Raw genomic sequence first — 16570 nt, forward strand, 5'->3', positions numbered from 1 at the left:
CTTTATCAATGATCAAAATCACAACTCATCTCTTCCATTCCGATCGGCGCCCCATCCGGAATGCTCAAGGTTTGCTGTGGAGTGAGTTCTTCAGGAAGCTGTAGGTATGCAGTGATTTTTTGATTGAGGTATTCCCGATGGGCTTGAACCACAGCATTGGTTCCGACAGGGCTTTTTGAAAGTTGATTGAGGTGCTTTCGGACGATGGCCCTTACTGTTTGAGAGGCATTGGCGTTTTTGGAAAGTCCGATCAGGTAATCCACGTATTTTGCCTCAGTCATCAGCTTGATTTCACTTTGCAAACCGCTTGGAATAGTGTTGGAATATACCTGTGCGCTGATTTTGGAAAGCACATTTTCCAAGCTGGGAAGTGAATTGTCCTGGAGGTTTTGAAGGTATATCCGGTTTACTCTTCCCGATTCAAAAAGAAAGGAAAAGCATGCATCCACTACATTTTCTGCGGGTGCTATGGGATCAAATACCGGACCTGTTCGAGAAGGGAAGGTTTCACGGTTTCTTCCATATCCGTAAGGGCGTGGTGGAATCAAGGCTAAAATAGAATTAGGAACCTCCAATTGTGAAGGAGAAATAGTCATTAATAAGGCATTCAGTGCGTCATTTTGGTCTTTTGCAGGAACCCACTTTTGTTGAGGCTGGTTGTCCCCCTTTACTTTATAGGTATAATCGACCCCACCGATGAGCTTGCTGGTGGCCTCAAGTTGATAGCGGTGCATGAGGTAAAGCGGTACGAATACTTCCTCCAAAATAGCCTGAGGTTCTCCGGTTTTGATGGCATTGAGGCCAAAAGACTTCATGCGGTTTTCCCGAAGTTTGAGTAATCGTAGCAGTTCTTCTGAAGCTGAGGGGCCATTGTCCCAAAGATGTGATCGGGGATGAGCACCACTCGGATTTCTTGAATCTGAATCGGTAATAAATTCGAATCCGGCTTGGTAGGTATCCTGAAGTGTTTTTTCCAAAAATGCTTCTTCACTTTGACCCGGAGCCGGAGTCCCGTATCCATAGGTGATCGCCCATTTATCCCATTCACCGATTTTCAGATCATAGGCATTGCTAAAATCCAAATTTCCCTTTTCATCTTGTGTTATCACCGGATGAGGATAATCCATCACAGAAGAGCGTTCATTAGCCGAAGTAGCATAACTATGAGCCAAACCTATGGTATGACCAATCTCATGCGCAGACAGTTGCTTCAGGCGATTAAGTGCCATCTCCATCATTCTGGAGTCAGCAGGCTTTCCCTCTTCGAAGGGCTGGAGCAGTCCTTGGGCGATCAGGTAGTCTTGGCGTACCCGTAAGGAACCTAGGGAAACATGTCCTTTGAGGATTTCTCCCGTCCGGGGGTCTCTGACGCTGGAGCCGTAGGACCAGCCTCTTGTGGAGCGATGGACCCATTGAATCACATTGTATCGGACGTCCATAAGGTCCAATCCTTCCGGTGCTAGCTCCACTCGAAATGCATTTTTAAAACCTGCGGCTTCAAAGGCCTGTGCCCACCAGTTTCCGCCTTCTATCAAAGCAGAAGCTACCGGCTCGGGAGTTCCTCGATCCAAATAGTATACGATCGGCTCTACTACTTCCGAAACAGCTGCATTAGGATCTTTTTTCTCCAAACGGTGTCTGGAAATAAACCTTTTGACCAGCGGCTCATCAATCGGTGTGGTGTAGTCTTGGTAACTGATGAAGAAATATCCCGCTCTTGGATCAAATACCCGTTTGGCATAGAGTTCGGGGAGCTCTATGAAAGAATGTCTCATCCTGACCGTGACTGCTTCCGGTGTGGGAGTGACTGAGCGAAGATAACCTCCTGCGCCAGTTCCGGTCAGGGTGATGGTGGCTTCCACTTCTGTGTTTTTAGGGAAGTTTTTAGTAGTAGGCAGGTAGAGTCCGGACCTGCTCGCATCTACCCTAAAGCTGCCTTGCCGAGACCTGCTGAGCGTTTCGCCCACACCATGTGCGTCTTGAAGAACAAAATTGGTTGCTTCAACGAAGTGTTTGCCCTCTTCTGATTTGATGATCTCAAACCCCCACAAAGCAGATTCTGCAAAAGCATCCCGAATGGATCGGGCTTCGTATTCATTGTCTGTGTAGGCTCTATATCCGTAGTTTTTGTGAACCATCAGGATTTTATTTCCTGTTCTTCGGAATTCTACAACACGGGTATCCCCGAGCTGTCCGCGATCTAGACCAATATCATTGGAGCCAACCCCGGCTGTCAGAGAATTGACATAGAGGAATTCCTGATCCAATTGAGATATTTCCAAGTAGATTTTTCCCTTTTCCTCATCGAGGTAAAACGGAATAAAACCTTCTTTTTTGGTCATTTTCGAAAAATCCTGGGCTTGAATGAGACCGCATGGCAGCCAAAAACTCAAGAAAACAAGGATGAGTAGTGTGTTTTTCATCTGTTAATAATTTGATTTTTAATGGTCAGATGGAATTTCGCAAGTCTTCTAATCATTCCAGTGTCTGACTTTTTAGTCATGCCTGTCTGCCTCATGCAGGCTCGATTTCATGGGGTGGTTTTCTTTTTCCTCCAAATTATCAAAAAGCCAAACGGGATAGGCACCATTAATGGAAAAATCAACGAAGAGAATATCGGATCATCAGTGCGGTGTCGGTCTGTCGCGGTCCATTGATCGTCTGAAGTCCAGAACTGATCACTGACCTATCGGTGTAGGTTGTGCGTGAAATTCTGAAGTAGGAGGTCAGTTTGGAGGTAAATTGGTATTGTGCTAAAAGGTAGTTTCGAATCCCTCTGCCCGAAAAAGCAGGAATTGAAAAAGTCCAAAGAACATTGTTTTCAAAAGCATAGAGTCTGTTGTCATACGTTTCAGTATCAAAAAGGGCCATCCTTCCGGTGAGTCTCCAGTTCTTTTTTCCAAACTGAGCATCCTGAAAGATCATAATTCCAAAGGTAGAATGCTTTTGGATTTCCACCTGGCTCCAGAGAATTCGTGACCTTAGAAACAACTCACGGTTGACCTGATACTCGAGGCTGATCATGGCATTTAGTTTTTTGATGGGTTCTATCAAGTAGGGAAGCCTTGGTTCACCGGTGTTGGCGAGGTTGCGGTCTTTGTTTTCTTGTCTCAATTGAAAAAAAGCGATGAGGTTTTTTTGAGGCTGGTAATTAAGTCTCAGGAGCCATTCAAAGCCTTCTGAAGGTGCATATACCCGATATTTGATCCATGGAAATCTGAAAAAATCATAATAGGCATTGAGTTTCCAGATTTTGTTTGGTCTGACTTGAATGCCCATATAGAGCCCTCTTTCATTGATGGGACGAGTGTTTTCTGCAAAACCTGAGGAATAAAAACTGTGAAAATTCCGGTCATAATTCCGCCAAAGCAATGAGAAATCAACGGTTTTTGAGAGACTGCTGATCAGTCCGGCTACGGTGCCTGTGCCCCCGCTTTTGGAAATGGCAGACTCTCCAAAGAGAAAGAAATTTCTCCAATGGTAGTTGATATACAGGCTTCCTACCTGATTGGTTTGTCCGGTAAATTCAAATTGATTGTACACCCTGGGATCTCTCATCCAGGGTATACTGAATTTGGTATGTAAAAAGTTGGCCCCGCCAAGCCATCTACTGGAAGGATGAACATAGTGAATATTTCCGCCCAGATTAGTTTCTCTGACTTGATTTCTTGTAGAGAGTTCACTTGGCGTCCGATGAAAGCCCGTTTGGGGTAGACTGGAAACAGTTTCTGGGGTTAACTCCAAGGAATCAAGACCTTCGGAAATCCTTCCGTCTCTCGATTTGGAAGAAACGATCCATGTGCTTTGCCAATTTCGCCATTGTCGGGTAAGGCCTGTTCCTCTAAAAAAGCCAAATTCCAATGCCGCAGTGTAAGGTAGAATACCAAGACTACTTCTCCTTACGGTAGGGACGGTTTCAGCACCTTTGCCCAAGGTGTATCCTGCCCCAAATACCAATCCTTGGCCGAAGCTCGCCTGAAAATCTCCCAAAGCAATGGTCCTCCACTTGCCTACCTGGTATCTGATGAAATGATAGGAAATAAAGTTGAACCCATATCGCGCAGTTTTTCTATCCCAAACAAATTGTTCTCCGGGATCTTTTTCTAGTGTCATCCCAATGCTGAAGTCTTTGGGATGTTGGACTCTAAACCGTATATAGAGGTCATTGGGATCTCCAAGATATCGGGTGCTCAAAGCACCGGTTCTACTCGTATCAGGAGGGGTGAACCCCCTTCTCGTTTCCCAGGTTCTGCGGTGTCTGACTAATAGATAGGCGTTTTCTTCTTCCCGCAATCTTTGAAGAAAAGGTTTCGCACGAAGGGATGTTTCCCCGATGGTTACAAAGGGCAGGAGGGACTCGATCGTGTACAGATCAAATTCGGGAATTGCCTGAAGCTCATACAGGGAAAGAAGTTCTCCATTATTAGTGCGGTATTCCATAAAATTCGAGATCTGCTGAGCTGAGAGCAGGTAGGAAGAAAGGAGTGCTTCAGCTGTGGCTTTATTGAGTTCAATCGGATTTTGGTAAAGTTGGAACAGCACCTCATAGAGTGATTCATAGTCCAGGTCTTCTTCCTGTACGGGAAAAAGCCGTTCGATAAACTCATCCAATGGAATGGGTGTTTTGGGAGAAGATTGGGGCCAAGCGGTGGTAAAGCTACAGCAGCATACGAGCCAAAAGATTACTTTTCTCATCCCTTACCATTTTAAAAATGCTGAGAAATGGTGAGTTCTGCCCAAGGCCGATTGTTGCCCGTAACCATAGTCCAATCCGAATCGGTCTTTTCGGATTCCCAAACCAAAACTTAACCGTGAAGGGTGACTGTTGATTCCTGTCCGTAAAAGAATCCATTCACCAAGCTGGTATTCAATTCCTGCCTTTACTGATGGGGTTAAATCGACATCTTTTTCCAATTCCACCAAAATCTTCAGTAATTCTGTGGGGAAATATCCCAAGCCCATTTGGATTAATGCAGGCAGCTTTTGATCGGAGTACTTGCTGATTTTTGATTGCGTGAGATTGGAAAAGTGTGCACCCAGAAAAATTTTAGGGCCAAGTTCAGCAACGCCTCCCAAGCAAAAGACCAAACCATGGCCAGAGCCAAATCCCTCTATCTGCGTCTGAAACCATTCAAGTTTGGTACCCAGACTTACAATTCCCAGCGTGTTGGAAAAGCCCATTCCCACGATCTGCTGATTGAACAGATCTCCTCCAAATCGGCTAATCCCAAATCCGTAAGTTCCATATTCTTTTCGCAAAGCGCCGCTTATTCCGAGTGTACTTAACTCTTTGAGTCCAAAGCGTTGGTCTACGGCAACACTGATTTGGGTATCACTCCAGCGGTCCAGAGCACCGATATTGTTGAAATAGGCCCAAGAGTCATCCGAGAAGAGCTTCACATTGCCCATGCCTTGACTGCGGGCCCCATGGGCCTGAGATTGTGGGTCGGTCTGTGCAAAAACTGGAATAGTGACCAAAACCCAGAAGCATGAAAAAAGAGCTCGCTTCATTAGATTCAGAAAAAGTCTGATCTAATTTAACTAAAAATCAGATAGTTGCTCTGTAATTGGGATTAAAAAGGCGCGCGTAGGTTGAAAAAGAAATTACCGGCACCTTGATTATTTATCGAATATTCGAATCTCAAAACGGTATCGTAAGAGCTGACAATATCAATCCCGGGACCATACCCGAAAAGAAATTTATTGGTCAGTTTCGCATTTTCTGGAATGTTGTTCCGGTCTGTGACTCTTCCGTGATCGAAATTTCCACTGAGATAAATTTTTAGTGGTAGTTCATTGAATTGGTCGGCTTGAAGGAAGCTGGAAATATCAAAGGTGACATCTACCAACTTCATTCTAAGGCTGTTTTTTTGCACATACAAATGCTGACCTTCAATGACATTCAATTCATATCCACGGATAAAATTGGGGTTATAGCCGATTCCTCTCACCAGAGTGTAGGGTTGCCTTTGACTCAAAAACCAGCTTCCAGTCAATCCCGCCGCAAAATGAAACCGATCATTGATGGGAATGTACCGATTGGCGGTCAAACTCAATTCCACTTCATTCAGGTCCTCGTTGGAAAACAAGCCATACTTCGTGGCTGTCAGTTGGAGCAGTTCACCGCTGGTGGCATAGGCTACATTATCCCTTTTATCATGTCGAAAGGAATATTGGAAGTAGAGATAGCGTAGATTGTTTTCTTCGTGCTGAAAATAATTCGGGTTCACTTGAAGCACTTCAGGGTTGATCCAAGTTCGCTGAAATCCGAGTGTGGCAAAATGAAAATTATAAAATGTCCTGCGAAAAGTATATCGGATAGCGGAGACAAAATTCTTCCTCAATACATCTTCACGTTCATTGGTGAAGAAAACCTGACGGTTGAATTCAGACTTGATGGGGATGGTTTTTTGATCTGAATAGGTGAGCTGAAAGGATAATCCGTGCTTTTGCTTGCGGTCAATGTAGGGCTTGGAATATAGGATGTCAAAGCTTTTGGTAAAACCCAATTGACCTGAAAATCTGAATTTCTCATTACGGCCTCCCACATTACTATGGTTGAGCCTTAGTCCATAATTGACGCGAGACCAATCTCTGTTTTGATTGGTCCACCATTCGGCAAAATTTCGATCTGCCAATTGGAAAATGACGGCAGGAAGAATATAGAGGCGTTCTTTGACAGAAATAAGGATTTCGACCTCTTCTGGACCAGTAAAGAGCGGTGTAATTTCTACCTGATTAAAGAGCCTGAGGTTGTAGATTTTTTGTTCATCTGCTTTGAGAATTCCCAGAAATGTTTCCAAATCGTAATAGTAGTCAGTGGTGAAATCCAACTCTCTGAGAATGATGTTCTTTTGCGTTTTTTGATTTCCAATAATATAGATATTGTTGACTTTTACTCTTTCCGGAGATACCGGTGTAATTGGTGCATAGGATGTGTCTTGACCGTTTGCGGTGAATTGCAGCAAATAAAAAAGGCCAAAAAGAAAAATTCGGAGAGCCGGTAATATTGAATCCAAGGGAATTCTCTTTACATATATTTGGTTCAATCCAAGCATGCCTGACTAAAAGGTACTGAAAATGTTTAAGACCTATTTAAGAAAGATAGCCATATTTCCCGTGTTGGTCTATCAATACGTTATTTCCCCATTATTTCCTGCCAGTTGCCGATTTACTCCGACTTGTAGTCAGTATATGAAAGAGGCGATTATCAAACATGGCGTAATCAAGGGAGGTTTATTGGGTTTTAAAAGAATCGGTCGGTGCCACCCTTGGGGAGGCCACGGACACGATCCCGTTCCCTAGTTTTTTTCTTCCTTAAAACCCTTCGTCATGGCCTTGACCACCAAGACTATCCCAATAGCAACTAATGGGATACTCAAAAGTTGTCCCATGTTGAATTGCATGGTTTGCTCAAAGTCCACTTGAACTTCTTTGAAAAACTCCCACACAAAGCGCATCCCGAACACCGAGATTAAGAACATTCCCAGAAGCAAGCCGTCTGGCAGTCTGGATTTGAATTTCACCCAAAGTCCAAGAAGGATAAGGAAAATGACAAAGTAAGACGCAGCCTCATAGATTTGCGTCGGATACTTGGCTCTGCCGAATGTTTTAACGGTGACCAAATAATCCCCGGGTCTTTCCAGGATCTCGAAATTCAAGGGAGTTTCTACAGGTTCTGCGAGGTATTCTTTGGAAGAATTAAAGCGAGTAAAGGCGTACTTGATATCCTGGGCAAGGATACCCTCTAGATCTTCTTTGGAGAAATTTCCTTTTGAGATCACCAGTTCAAAATTGACCGGAACAATACCATTTCCCTGAAGTTCAGCATCCCTGTCACTTGGTTTGTAGGCTTCAATCGATGCTATGGGGACTTTGAGTGATTCTAAGATTTCCTCAGCATCTCGGGCATAGACAATGCCGGAATCTGTGCCGGTGTCTTTTCCTCCGATTTCAGAATTCATGAGATTTCCGACACGAATCAAAGCTCCGGTCATCGCGGTGACAATCACGATTCGGTCCACCACCCAGAGGTAACTTTGTCCGGGCGTACGTTTAGCATAGAGCCAAAGAGCAAATAAAATGGCAATGGCCGCTCCATGGGATGCCAGTCCGCCCTCCCAAACTTTCAGGATATCGATGGGATTGCTCAGGTATTTTTCAGGCTCATAAAAGAGCACATGTCCCAGCCTTGCTCCCAGAATGGTCGCCAGGACCATGTAAATGGTCAACTTATCCACCAAGCGCTCGTCTTGTCCTTCTTTTTTGAAAAAGTAAACCATCACCTGCTGGGAAATGATAAATCCCAAAGCAAAAAGAAGACTATACCATCTCAATCGGTCAAATCCGCTGAAAACAGCAGGATTGGGATCCCAGACGATGTAGGTAAGAAAGAATGAAAGCATAAGCGTTAGATTTGATCTAATTGTTCAAGTTCCTCCTGGTATCCCCCCGAAAGGATCGGGAATCGGTACCAGGTTTTTGGATCAATGTTGAATTCATCCAAATGGAAAGAAGGAGCAAAACGCTCTCTTTTCCATTGATTCCTCGACCAAAGTCGGAAGAATTTTTTGATATACCCCTTCAAAATTTCTTCATCAATGGGCAGCTCTTCTCTTAAGAGATAAAAAACATCCAATGGCGAGCGCCTGTCACGGATGGCAAGACGCTCTATTTCTACAATTACCGGATACGGCATAAGGTCTTTTTCATCGGTCTGGGTTCGCTCAATTGGTCTCAACTCAGCGGTTGGAGTGAGTGCATTGACCGCAGCGAGTCCAGGTCTATCCAGGTTTTTTTCCGCCCAAAGGAGCCAATTCAAAATGAAATGCTTATCTACTGCTGCAATGGGGGAGATGCTGCCACTGGTATCCCCATCCATGGTGGCATAGCCTACATCACCTTCACTTCGGTTGGAGGTGGATAGCAGCAAGGCATTATTCAGATTGGCCAGCATCCAGATGATAGGAGATCTTGATCGGGCCTGAATGTTCTGCAGGGTAAGGTCATCCTGTTCCCAAGTCAGTTTTCGTCCGATGGCTTTTTCAATTTTTTCCGTGTAGGAGTCTACTTCCTCATCGATGGACCATGAATAAAATTTGGCCCCTAGACTTTTTGCAAGCGTTTGTGCCGAATGCAGCGTATCAAAGGAAGAGTTGCGGGTGCCTTGGTAGGCGGTGACTAATAATTGACCGACCAATTCTTTCTCCGGTTGATTGGACTGGACAGTCAGTGGGATTCCGGATTTTGATATAAATCCATCCAATCCCAATTCATCGATTCCTCTTTTGACCATTTCTGCAACCAAGATGGCGATGGTGGAAGAATCCGCTCCACCTGAAAGTGAAAGGACAAATCCTCTGCTTTTGCTTTTTCTCAGGTAATCAAAGAGACCAAGAGCAGATGCCTGGGCAAATTCCCATTCCTTGGGTTGAATAGGAGCGATTTCTTGCTTTTTATTTTCCAGGTAGAAGGAGCGTACCTGAAAGTCCTCAAAGGAGAGCAATTGATTTCTTGCCAAAAGTTCCCCGTTTTTGGCAAGTAGAATTTCCCCGTCAAAAATCATTCTTCCCGCTTCATTTCCAAGCAAATTGACATAGCAATAAAAACAGTCGAACAGGAGGGAGCTTTGTTCGATCAAGTCTTTTCGCTCCAGTGTCTTTTTCATTGCGAAATGAGAAGCGCTGGGATTGAAAATCAAATCTACTTTTCGCTGGCAAAGGCGATAACCCGGTCTGGATTTACCTCTCCAGGCATCTTCGCAGATTTCAAATCCATAGTGGATTCCTTTGTGATGAAAAGTCAAATCGCCAAAGGGGACTTCCTGACCCATGAAAGCAAATGAAATGATTTCATGGGCTAGCCAGGGTGTAAACCACCGGAATTCATAATGAACCCCATCAATGGCCATAAACTGCTTGGCAACAATACCTTTGAGTTCGGCATTTTCGATCAATGCCATGGTGTTGTAGACTTTGTCCTCAATCCTTATCGGAAGTCCCACTGCCACCGTGATTCCAGTGCAAAAGGGAACGAGGTTTTCGAGTTGGGCCAGGGCTCTTTGCGGAAACCAGTAACTGAGAAAAAGATCTTCCGCACCATATCCCGTGATGGCAAGCTCAGGAAAACAGAGGAGTTCGACTTCATCTGCTTTTGATTGTTCAATGGCTTTTTTGATCCGATCCAGATTCCCAGTCCAGTCCAAGGGAGTCTGGTTAAGTGTTGCTCCGGCGATTTTGATGGAGGCCATGATGATAGGATTGCAGGAATATGAAGAATTAAATGGTGATATGGAGCGTTTCGCAGGCATTTTTGGATGCTTCCTGCTCGGCCTTTTTCTTGGTAGGACCTTTTCCTTGAGCTACCGAATCTCCATTGACCGTCAGTTCTACAACAAACTCTTTATACCTTTGGTTACCGTTGATCTGAAGGACTTTGTACTCAATTTGTTTACTTTCTTTTTGAGACCATTCGATGATTTTGCTTTTGTAATTGGAAACCGTCGAAATCATCTCTTCCAAATCCATGTGGATCAGGATGCGTTGGGAAATTAGTTTTTTGGTAAAATGATAGCCACGATCCAGATAGACAGCCCCCAAAAAAGCCTCCAGGATATCCCCATATAGGGATTTGTTTCCGATAAACTGTCGGCTATCGATGACTTGTTCAAGCGTTTTTTTGAGTCCGATTTTGATTCCCACTTCGTTGAGTGTCTCTCGATTCACCAGCTTGGAGCGTGTTTCTGTCAGAAAGCCTTCATCCCGATATGGGAATTTTTTGAAAAGATACTCTGCAATGACTGTCCCCAATACTGCATCTCCCAAAAACTCCAATCGCTCATTGGAAATTCTGAAACCCTTGTGGGTTTCTTCACCCAATCCTGCGGGAGTCAGCGCAAGTCGGTATAGGGATAAATTTAAAGGCTTGCGACCCGTGATCATTTTGATCGAGGTTGCAAGCCTTTTGTCCTTTGTATTAAAGAATAGAGTGTGGAGTCCTAGTCTCTGAAAGAGTTTCACTCTGATCAGTTGTATTTTTTGAAAATGACAGAACAGTTGTGTCCGCCAAATCCGAAGGTATTACTCAGCGCATAGTTGATTTCTCTGGCTTGCGCTTGATTGAATGTCAGATTGAGTCCGGGATCAAACGATTCATCATCTGTGAAATGGTTGATCGTGGGTGGCACCAAGCTGTTGTTCATTGCCAAAATACAGGCGATGGCTTCAATGGCTCCAGCTGCACCCAGGAGGTGACCAGTCATAGATTTGGTACTGCTGATGTTCAGTTTGTAGGCATGCTCTCCAAAAATCTTTTGGATAGCCTTGGTTTCACTGACGTCTCCAAGAGGAGTGGAGGTACCGTGTACGTTAATGTAATCGATGTCTTCCGGCTTGAGCCCGGCATCTTCCAATGCGATCTGCATCACACTACTTGCACCAAGACCTTCAGGGTGAGGTGCTGTGATGTGATTGGCATCAGCTGTCATTCCGCCACCTACCAATTCCGCGTAGATTTTGGCACCCCTTGCCTTCGCGTGTTCCAATTCTTCAAGTATCAAAGCTCCCGCGCCTTCGCCCAATACAAAACCGTCACGGTCCTTGTCAAATGGCCTAGAGGCAGTCTCAGGTGATTCATTACGCTGCGACAAGGCTTTCATCGCATTAAATCCCCCGATTCCAGCCTCAGTTACCGCTGCTTCTGATCCACCGCTGATAAACAAGTCAGCTTTACCCAGTCGGATATAGTTGAACGCGTCAATCAAGGCATTGGTGGCAGAGGCACAGGCAGAGACTGTGACGAAATTTGGACCGCGGAATCCGTACTTGATGGAAATAAATCCAGCAGAGATATCTGCGATCATTTTGGGGATGAAGAATGGGTTGAATCTCGGGGTTCCGTCACCTTTTGCAAATTCGGTCACCTCTTCTTGGAAGGTTCGGAGACCTCCAATTCCGGAGCCCCAAATCACGCCTGCGCGGGATTTGTCGATAGTTTCCAAATCTAACCCAGCATCCACAATCGCCTCATCTGCTGTGACCATTGCATACTGGGTGAATGCATCCATTTTCCTTGCTTCTTTCTTGTCGATGAATTGTTCAACGTCAAAATTTTTGACTTCGCAAGCGAATTGGGTTTTGAAAAGTGAAGCGTCAAAACGAGTAATAGGCGCAGCGCCACTCACACCAGCAGCTAATCCTTTCCAGAATTCATCTTTGGTGTTTCCTATTGGTGTGAGGGCACCTATACCCGTTACAACAACTCTTTTTAAATTCATATAATGAATTTAGATGGTTTTATTTTACGTTAGCCTCAAGGTAAGTGATGGCTTGACCTACTGTACCGATTTGCTCGGCTTGGTCGTCTGGGATAGAGATGTTGAATTCTTTTTCGAATTCCATGATCAATTCCACAGTATCAAGAGAGTCGGCACCAAGATCGTTGGTGAAGCTTGCTTCCATAGTCACTTCAGACTCTTCTACGCCAAGTTTGTCTACAATGATGGCCTTTACTTTTTGTGCAATTTCAGACATTTTGTGATCAGTTTAGTTAATAACACTCCGCAAAGAAATATATTTAATGCCTAATTGGCAAAGAAAAGACAGAAGTAAATTTTTGAGCAAATTGCCGATTCGTCCCACTCCATTTTAATTTCTAACTTTGTCTGGATCACTTTTCTTCCCCTATGAAGAAGGCTAAATTATTTGTAGAACCTACCTTCGATTTTGAGCTTTTAGGGCTAGTTTCCCCCGTGAAAGACTATAAAATGGCTTGGCTTATCAATCGTGACCTGGATTTGGACTTGGTCAAGGTGGATGATCTGGAGCTGGAGTTTGTGACCAACTCAAGGCTGGAAATTTCACAATATTTCCTTTCTTTACCCCACGGTTTTATTCAACTTTTAAAAAATAAAGCCCTTAATTCTTCTCAGCAATTGGCATATTTGATTCCCGAATTGAGGACAATGGATTATTTCCTTCTTGTCCAAGACCAAACAGAACAAGTAAGTATTCATACATTTGTAGATCACCTGTCCAAAAATCCACTTATTCAAAGTGTCGTTCGTATCGACGTTTCAAAATTAAAATCAAAAGAAAACCTATTAACTTATTAAAACCCGATGAGCCATTTACCCTTTAAGAAAACAAAGATTCTTGCAACCATAGGCCCAGCTTCCAATAACTACGAAATGATCAAAAGCCTGGCCCTGGCCGGAGCTAACGTTTTTCGATTGAATTTTTCTCATGGAAGTCATGAAGTACACCAATCTGTCATTGAAATCATCCGCCAAGTCAATAAAGACCTCAATTGCCATCTTGGTATTTTACAGGACTTGCAAGGCCCGAAAATCCGGGTTGGTGAGGTAGAAAATAACGGTGTAGAGATCAAACCGGGAGAGCCCATCACCATCACCAATGATCCGGTAGTGGGGACTTCCTCTTTGGTAAGTACAGTGTACCAGAATCTCCCTCAAGACGTCGTTCCCGGCGATCGTATTCTGATTGATGATGGTAATCTTGAGGTCGTCGTGAACAGCACAGATGGTAAAAATGTCAACTGTACGGTAATTCATGGCGGGATTTTGAAATCCAGAAAAGGGATTAATTTACCCAATACCAAGGTTTCCGCTCCTTCCCTGACCGAGAAAGACATCGAAGATCTTCATTTTGGATTGGGACAGGATGTAGACTGGATTGCCCTGTCGTTTGTACGGTCAGCAGAAGATATTTATGACTTGAGAAACAGAATCAAAGCAGCAGGAAAGCATTGTAAGATTGTAGCCAAAATCGAAAAACCTGAGGCCTTGGAGAATATAGACTCCATTATTGAAGCGACGGATGCCATCATGGTGGCGCGTGGTGATTTGGGAGTGGAGGTTCCCATGGAAATCGTTCCCCTTTGGCAAAAGAAAATGGTGGAAAAATGCAAACTGGCCTGTAAGCCCGTAATCATTGCCACCCAAATGATGGAAAGCATGATCCAAAATCCAAGACCAACCCGCGCTGAGACCAACGATGTGGCCAATGCAGTCTTAGACGGTGCCGATGCCGTGATGCTTTCTGCCGAAACTGCTTCCGGGAAATATCCTGTAAATGCGGTCAAAGCCATGACCAGCATTATTACCTACCTGGAGCAGAATGCCGAGATCTATCATAACCTCTACAAAATCCCGGAGGATGATGTGACATTTTTAAGCAACAATCTCATCCTGATGGCTTCCAGACTTTCCAGAAATGTAAAGGCCAAAGCCATTGTGGGAATTACTTCTTCAGGTTTTACGGGATTCAGATTGGCGTCTCACCGACCCTTGGCCAATATTTTTGTCTTTACCAGAAATCAAAAATTGCTTACTCAAATGTCTTTGGTATGGGGAGTGAGGGCGTATTATTACGAGAGCCATGTGTCAACTGACGGGACTTTTGAGGATATCGAGAATACGCTTAAAAATGATGGTCATGTGTCGGTAGGGGATGTCATTATCAATACCGCCAGTATGCCATTGAAGGAAAAAGGAAAAACCAACATGCTGAAAATTCATGTGGTGAGCTAATGTCTTGATCCAAAAGACAATTGAAGGGATGAATCTTGCGGTTCATCCTTTTTTTTTGACACTTGACGGCGGTGCCAAAATCCAGCAACAGCTCCTCTGGTTAATCCGGTATACTAATCCAATTTAACTATGACAAAACTGTTAAAATTCTTGCTCGCGGGATCGATGTTTTTTACGATCCTTTCCTGCAGTGATGATTATCAGGGACCAATTCCTTTTCCTACCCTGATAGAGGCCGCGAATGAAGCTGGCTTGACCACGCTAGTCTCTGCTGTTAGAGCGATTCCGGGACTTGAAGCTACTCTTCAGGACCAGCCTGCAATCACCGTTTTTGCCCCAACCAATGACGCATTTGCCAATGCGCTTACTGCATTCAGAGCGACCGACCTCAATGATTTGGTCACCAAAATCGGCGGTCCTCAAAATCTTCAGACGGTGCTGGGTTTCCATGTGGTTCCAGCAGTCGCTTTTTCAAGAAATCTAAATGAAACCAACATCTTTACTACGCTTTCCGGACAACAATTGAGAGTAAATTCCTCCCCCGGCGTGGTGACTGTGACTGATGCAGCAGGCAATGTGTCTCGGGTGCTTCAAGCTGATGTTCAAATCGAGAACGGAGTCGTCCACGTAATTGATCGTGTGCTGCTTCCTTCGATCGAACTGCCGAAACCTACCTTGGTGGAAGCTGCTACCGAGATCGGGTTAACGACTCTGCTCACCGCAGTGACAGCTGTTCCCGGTCTTCCTAATGCGCTGCTGTCCGCACCGGCTATTACCGTGTTTGCTCCTACCAATGAAGCCTTTGCGGCAGCCTTGCAGGTTTTTGGAGCCCGCGATCTTAATGAATTGGTGACCAAAATCGGTGGTCCTGCCAATTTGGAAAAAGTGCTGGGATTCCATGTTGTTCCGGCCAAGGCCCTTTCCACTGATTTGGCTGCGACCAATTCCTTCCAGACGCTATCGGGACAAACCATCACGGTAGAAAGATCAGGCTCTACCGTGACAGTGAGAGATCAATTGGGCAGAACCGCTCAGGTCGTAGCCGCTGACCGAGAAATTGCCAATGGCGTGGTCCATGTCATCAATGGAGTGATGCTTCCTAATCTTGGTCTGCCAACTGTTGTCGAGGCTGCTCAATCTGCTGGTTTGACTACCCTTCTTGATGCAGTGACTGCGGCAGGTTTGGGCAATGCCCTACTCAATACGCCACAAATGACCGTATTTGCTCCGACTAATGCGGCCTTTACTGCGGCCTTGCAGGCTTATGGTGCAGCCAACCTTAACCAACTTGTAGCCAAGATCGGTGGAATCAGCAATCTTCAAACTGTACTTGGGTTCCATGTGGTGCCTGCAGCTGCATTCTCTTTCGAACTTTCTCCGACCAATACCTTTACTACCTTGGCAGGACAGCAATTGACTGTAACCCGAACTGCCTCTGGTGTGACGGTCCGAGATGCTCTTGGAAACACGGCAAACGTGGTCACTCCTGATGTGGCCATTTCTAATGGTGTTGTCCATGTAATCGACAGGGTGTTGCTACCGACCATCGACCTTCCGAATGTAGTTGAAGCTGCTCAAGCCGCAAATCTTACAGTTCTTCTTCAGGCCGTAACCGCTGCCGGATTGGGGAATGCCCTCTTGAGCCAAGAATCAATGACGGTATTTGCACCGACCAATCAAGCATTTACCAATTTGTTGCAGGCTCTTAACCTTAATTCCCTTCAAGAGCTGATCAATGCCTTGGGAGTGGATGCCGTGACCAAAGTACTTGGTTTCCATGTCGTGCCAGCTACGGCATTCTCTTTCAATTTGGCGGCAGGTGCTCAGGAAGTGCCTACTTTGGCAGGTGAAATGTTGACTGTTACCAGAACAGGCAATAATGTGACTGTGACCGACAAAGCCGGAAACACATTTAATGTAGTAGCGGCAGATGTTGCGATCGAAAATGGCGTGGTCCATGTCATTGACGGCGTGTTGTTGCCTACCCTATAAGTAAATAAATAAGTACTACCACAATGATGC

General features: G+C 44.9%; 13 protein-coding genes. 4 read left to right on the top strand and 9 right to left on the bottom strand.

Annotated features, from left to right (window positions below):
- Positions 1-5 precede the first annotated feature (5 nt).
- The 4 genes from CLV31_RS01445 to CLV31_RS01460 all read right to left on the bottom strand — a co-directional run bounded on the left by CLV31_RS01445 (position 6) and on the right by CLV31_RS01460 (position 6968).
- Complete coding sequence (locus CLV31_RS01445; protein WP_111391090.1) at positions 6-2423, bottom strand: zinc-dependent metalloprotease; 2418 nt, start codon at positions 2421-2423, stop codon at positions 6-8.
- A gap of 178 nt (positions 2424-2601) precedes the next feature.
- Positions 2602-4695 (bottom strand): ComEA family DNA-binding protein, encoded by a 2094-nt coding sequence (locus tag CLV31_RS01450; protein WP_111391091.1) that lies wholly within the window; start codon positions 4693-4695, stop codon positions 2602-2604.
- A gap of 3 nt (positions 4696-4698) precedes the next feature.
- Complete coding sequence (locus tag CLV31_RS01455; protein WP_111391092.1) at positions 4699-5511, bottom strand: PorV/PorQ family protein; 813 nt, start codon at positions 5509-5511, stop codon at positions 4699-4701.
- A gap of 62 nt (positions 5512-5573) precedes the next feature.
- Positions 5574-6968, bottom strand: coding sequence for a BamA/TamA family outer membrane protein (locus CLV31_RS01460; protein WP_245943298.1), 1395 nt, complete (start codon positions 6966-6968; stop codon positions 5574-5576).
- 112 nt (positions 6969-7080) lie between these two features.
- On the opposite strand from CLV31_RS01460, the gene yidD reads away from it, so the two are divergent.
- On the top strand, positions 7081-7305 hold the full coding sequence (gene yidD / locus CLV31_RS01465) for a membrane protein insertion efficiency factor YidD (RefSeq protein ID WP_111391094.1): 225 nt from the start codon (positions 7081-7083) through the stop codon (positions 7303-7305).
- Here yidD and CLV31_RS01470 read toward each other — a convergent pair.
- The 5 genes from CLV31_RS01470 to CLV31_RS01490 form a co-directional block, all read right to left on the bottom strand.
- Positions 7302-8405, bottom strand: coding sequence for a prolipoprotein diacylglyceryl transferase (locus CLV31_RS01470; protein WP_111391095.1), 1104 nt, complete (start codon positions 8403-8405; stop codon positions 7302-7304). The two genes, yidD and CLV31_RS01470, sit on opposite strands and share 4 nt — an antisense overlap.
- A 5-nt stretch (positions 8406-8410) precedes the next feature.
- Positions 8411-10249 (bottom strand): NAD(+) synthase, encoded by a 1839-nt coding sequence (nadE, locus tag CLV31_RS01475; protein ID WP_111391096.1) that lies wholly within the window; start codon positions 10247-10249, stop codon positions 8411-8413.
- A 28-nt stretch (positions 10250-10277) separates the two neighbouring features.
- Complete coding sequence (gene rnc / locus CLV31_RS01480; RefSeq protein ID WP_111391097.1) at positions 10278-10940, bottom strand: ribonuclease III; 663 nt, start codon at positions 10938-10940, stop codon at positions 10278-10280.
- 83 nt (positions 10941-11023) lie between these two features.
- Positions 11024-12274, bottom strand: coding sequence for a beta-ketoacyl-ACP synthase II (gene fabF, locus CLV31_RS01485; RefSeq protein WP_111391098.1), 1251 nt, complete (start codon positions 12272-12274; stop codon positions 11024-11026).
- Positions 12275-12293: 19 nt separating this feature from the next.
- Positions 12294-12530 (bottom strand): acyl carrier protein, encoded by a 237-nt coding sequence (locus CLV31_RS01490; RefSeq protein WP_026950184.1) that lies wholly within the window; start codon positions 12528-12530, stop codon positions 12294-12296.
- Between the two features lie 152 nt (positions 12531-12682).
- Here CLV31_RS01490 and CLV31_RS01495 point away from each other — a divergent pair, with 152 nt between their 5' ends.
- The 3 genes from CLV31_RS01495 to CLV31_RS01505 all read left to right on the top strand — a co-directional run bounded on the left by CLV31_RS01495 (position 12683) and on the right by CLV31_RS01505 (position 16540).
- Positions 12683-13111, top strand: a complete 429-nt coding sequence (locus CLV31_RS01495) for an IPExxxVDY family protein (protein ID WP_111391099.1) — start codon at positions 12683-12685, stop codon at positions 13109-13111.
- Positions 13112-13117: 6 nt separating this feature from the next.
- Complete coding sequence (gene pyk, locus CLV31_RS01500; RefSeq protein ID WP_111391100.1) at positions 13118-14548, top strand: pyruvate kinase; 1431 nt, start codon at positions 13118-13120, stop codon at positions 14546-14548.
- Between the two features lie 129 nt (positions 14549-14677).
- Positions 14678-16540 carry a fasciclin domain-containing protein gene (locus tag CLV31_RS01505; RefSeq protein ID WP_181452544.1) on the top strand — a complete coding sequence of 621 codons (1863 nt, stop codon included), beginning with the start codon at positions 14678-14680 and terminating at the stop codon, positions 16538-16540.
- Positions 16541-16570: the final 30 nt, after the last annotated feature.

Origin of the sequence: Algoriphagus aquaeductus (assembly GCF_003253485.1) — a bacterium.
Taxonomy (GTDB): Bacteria; Bacteroidota; Bacteroidia; order Cytophagales; family Cyclobacteriaceae; genus Algoriphagus; species Algoriphagus aquaeductus.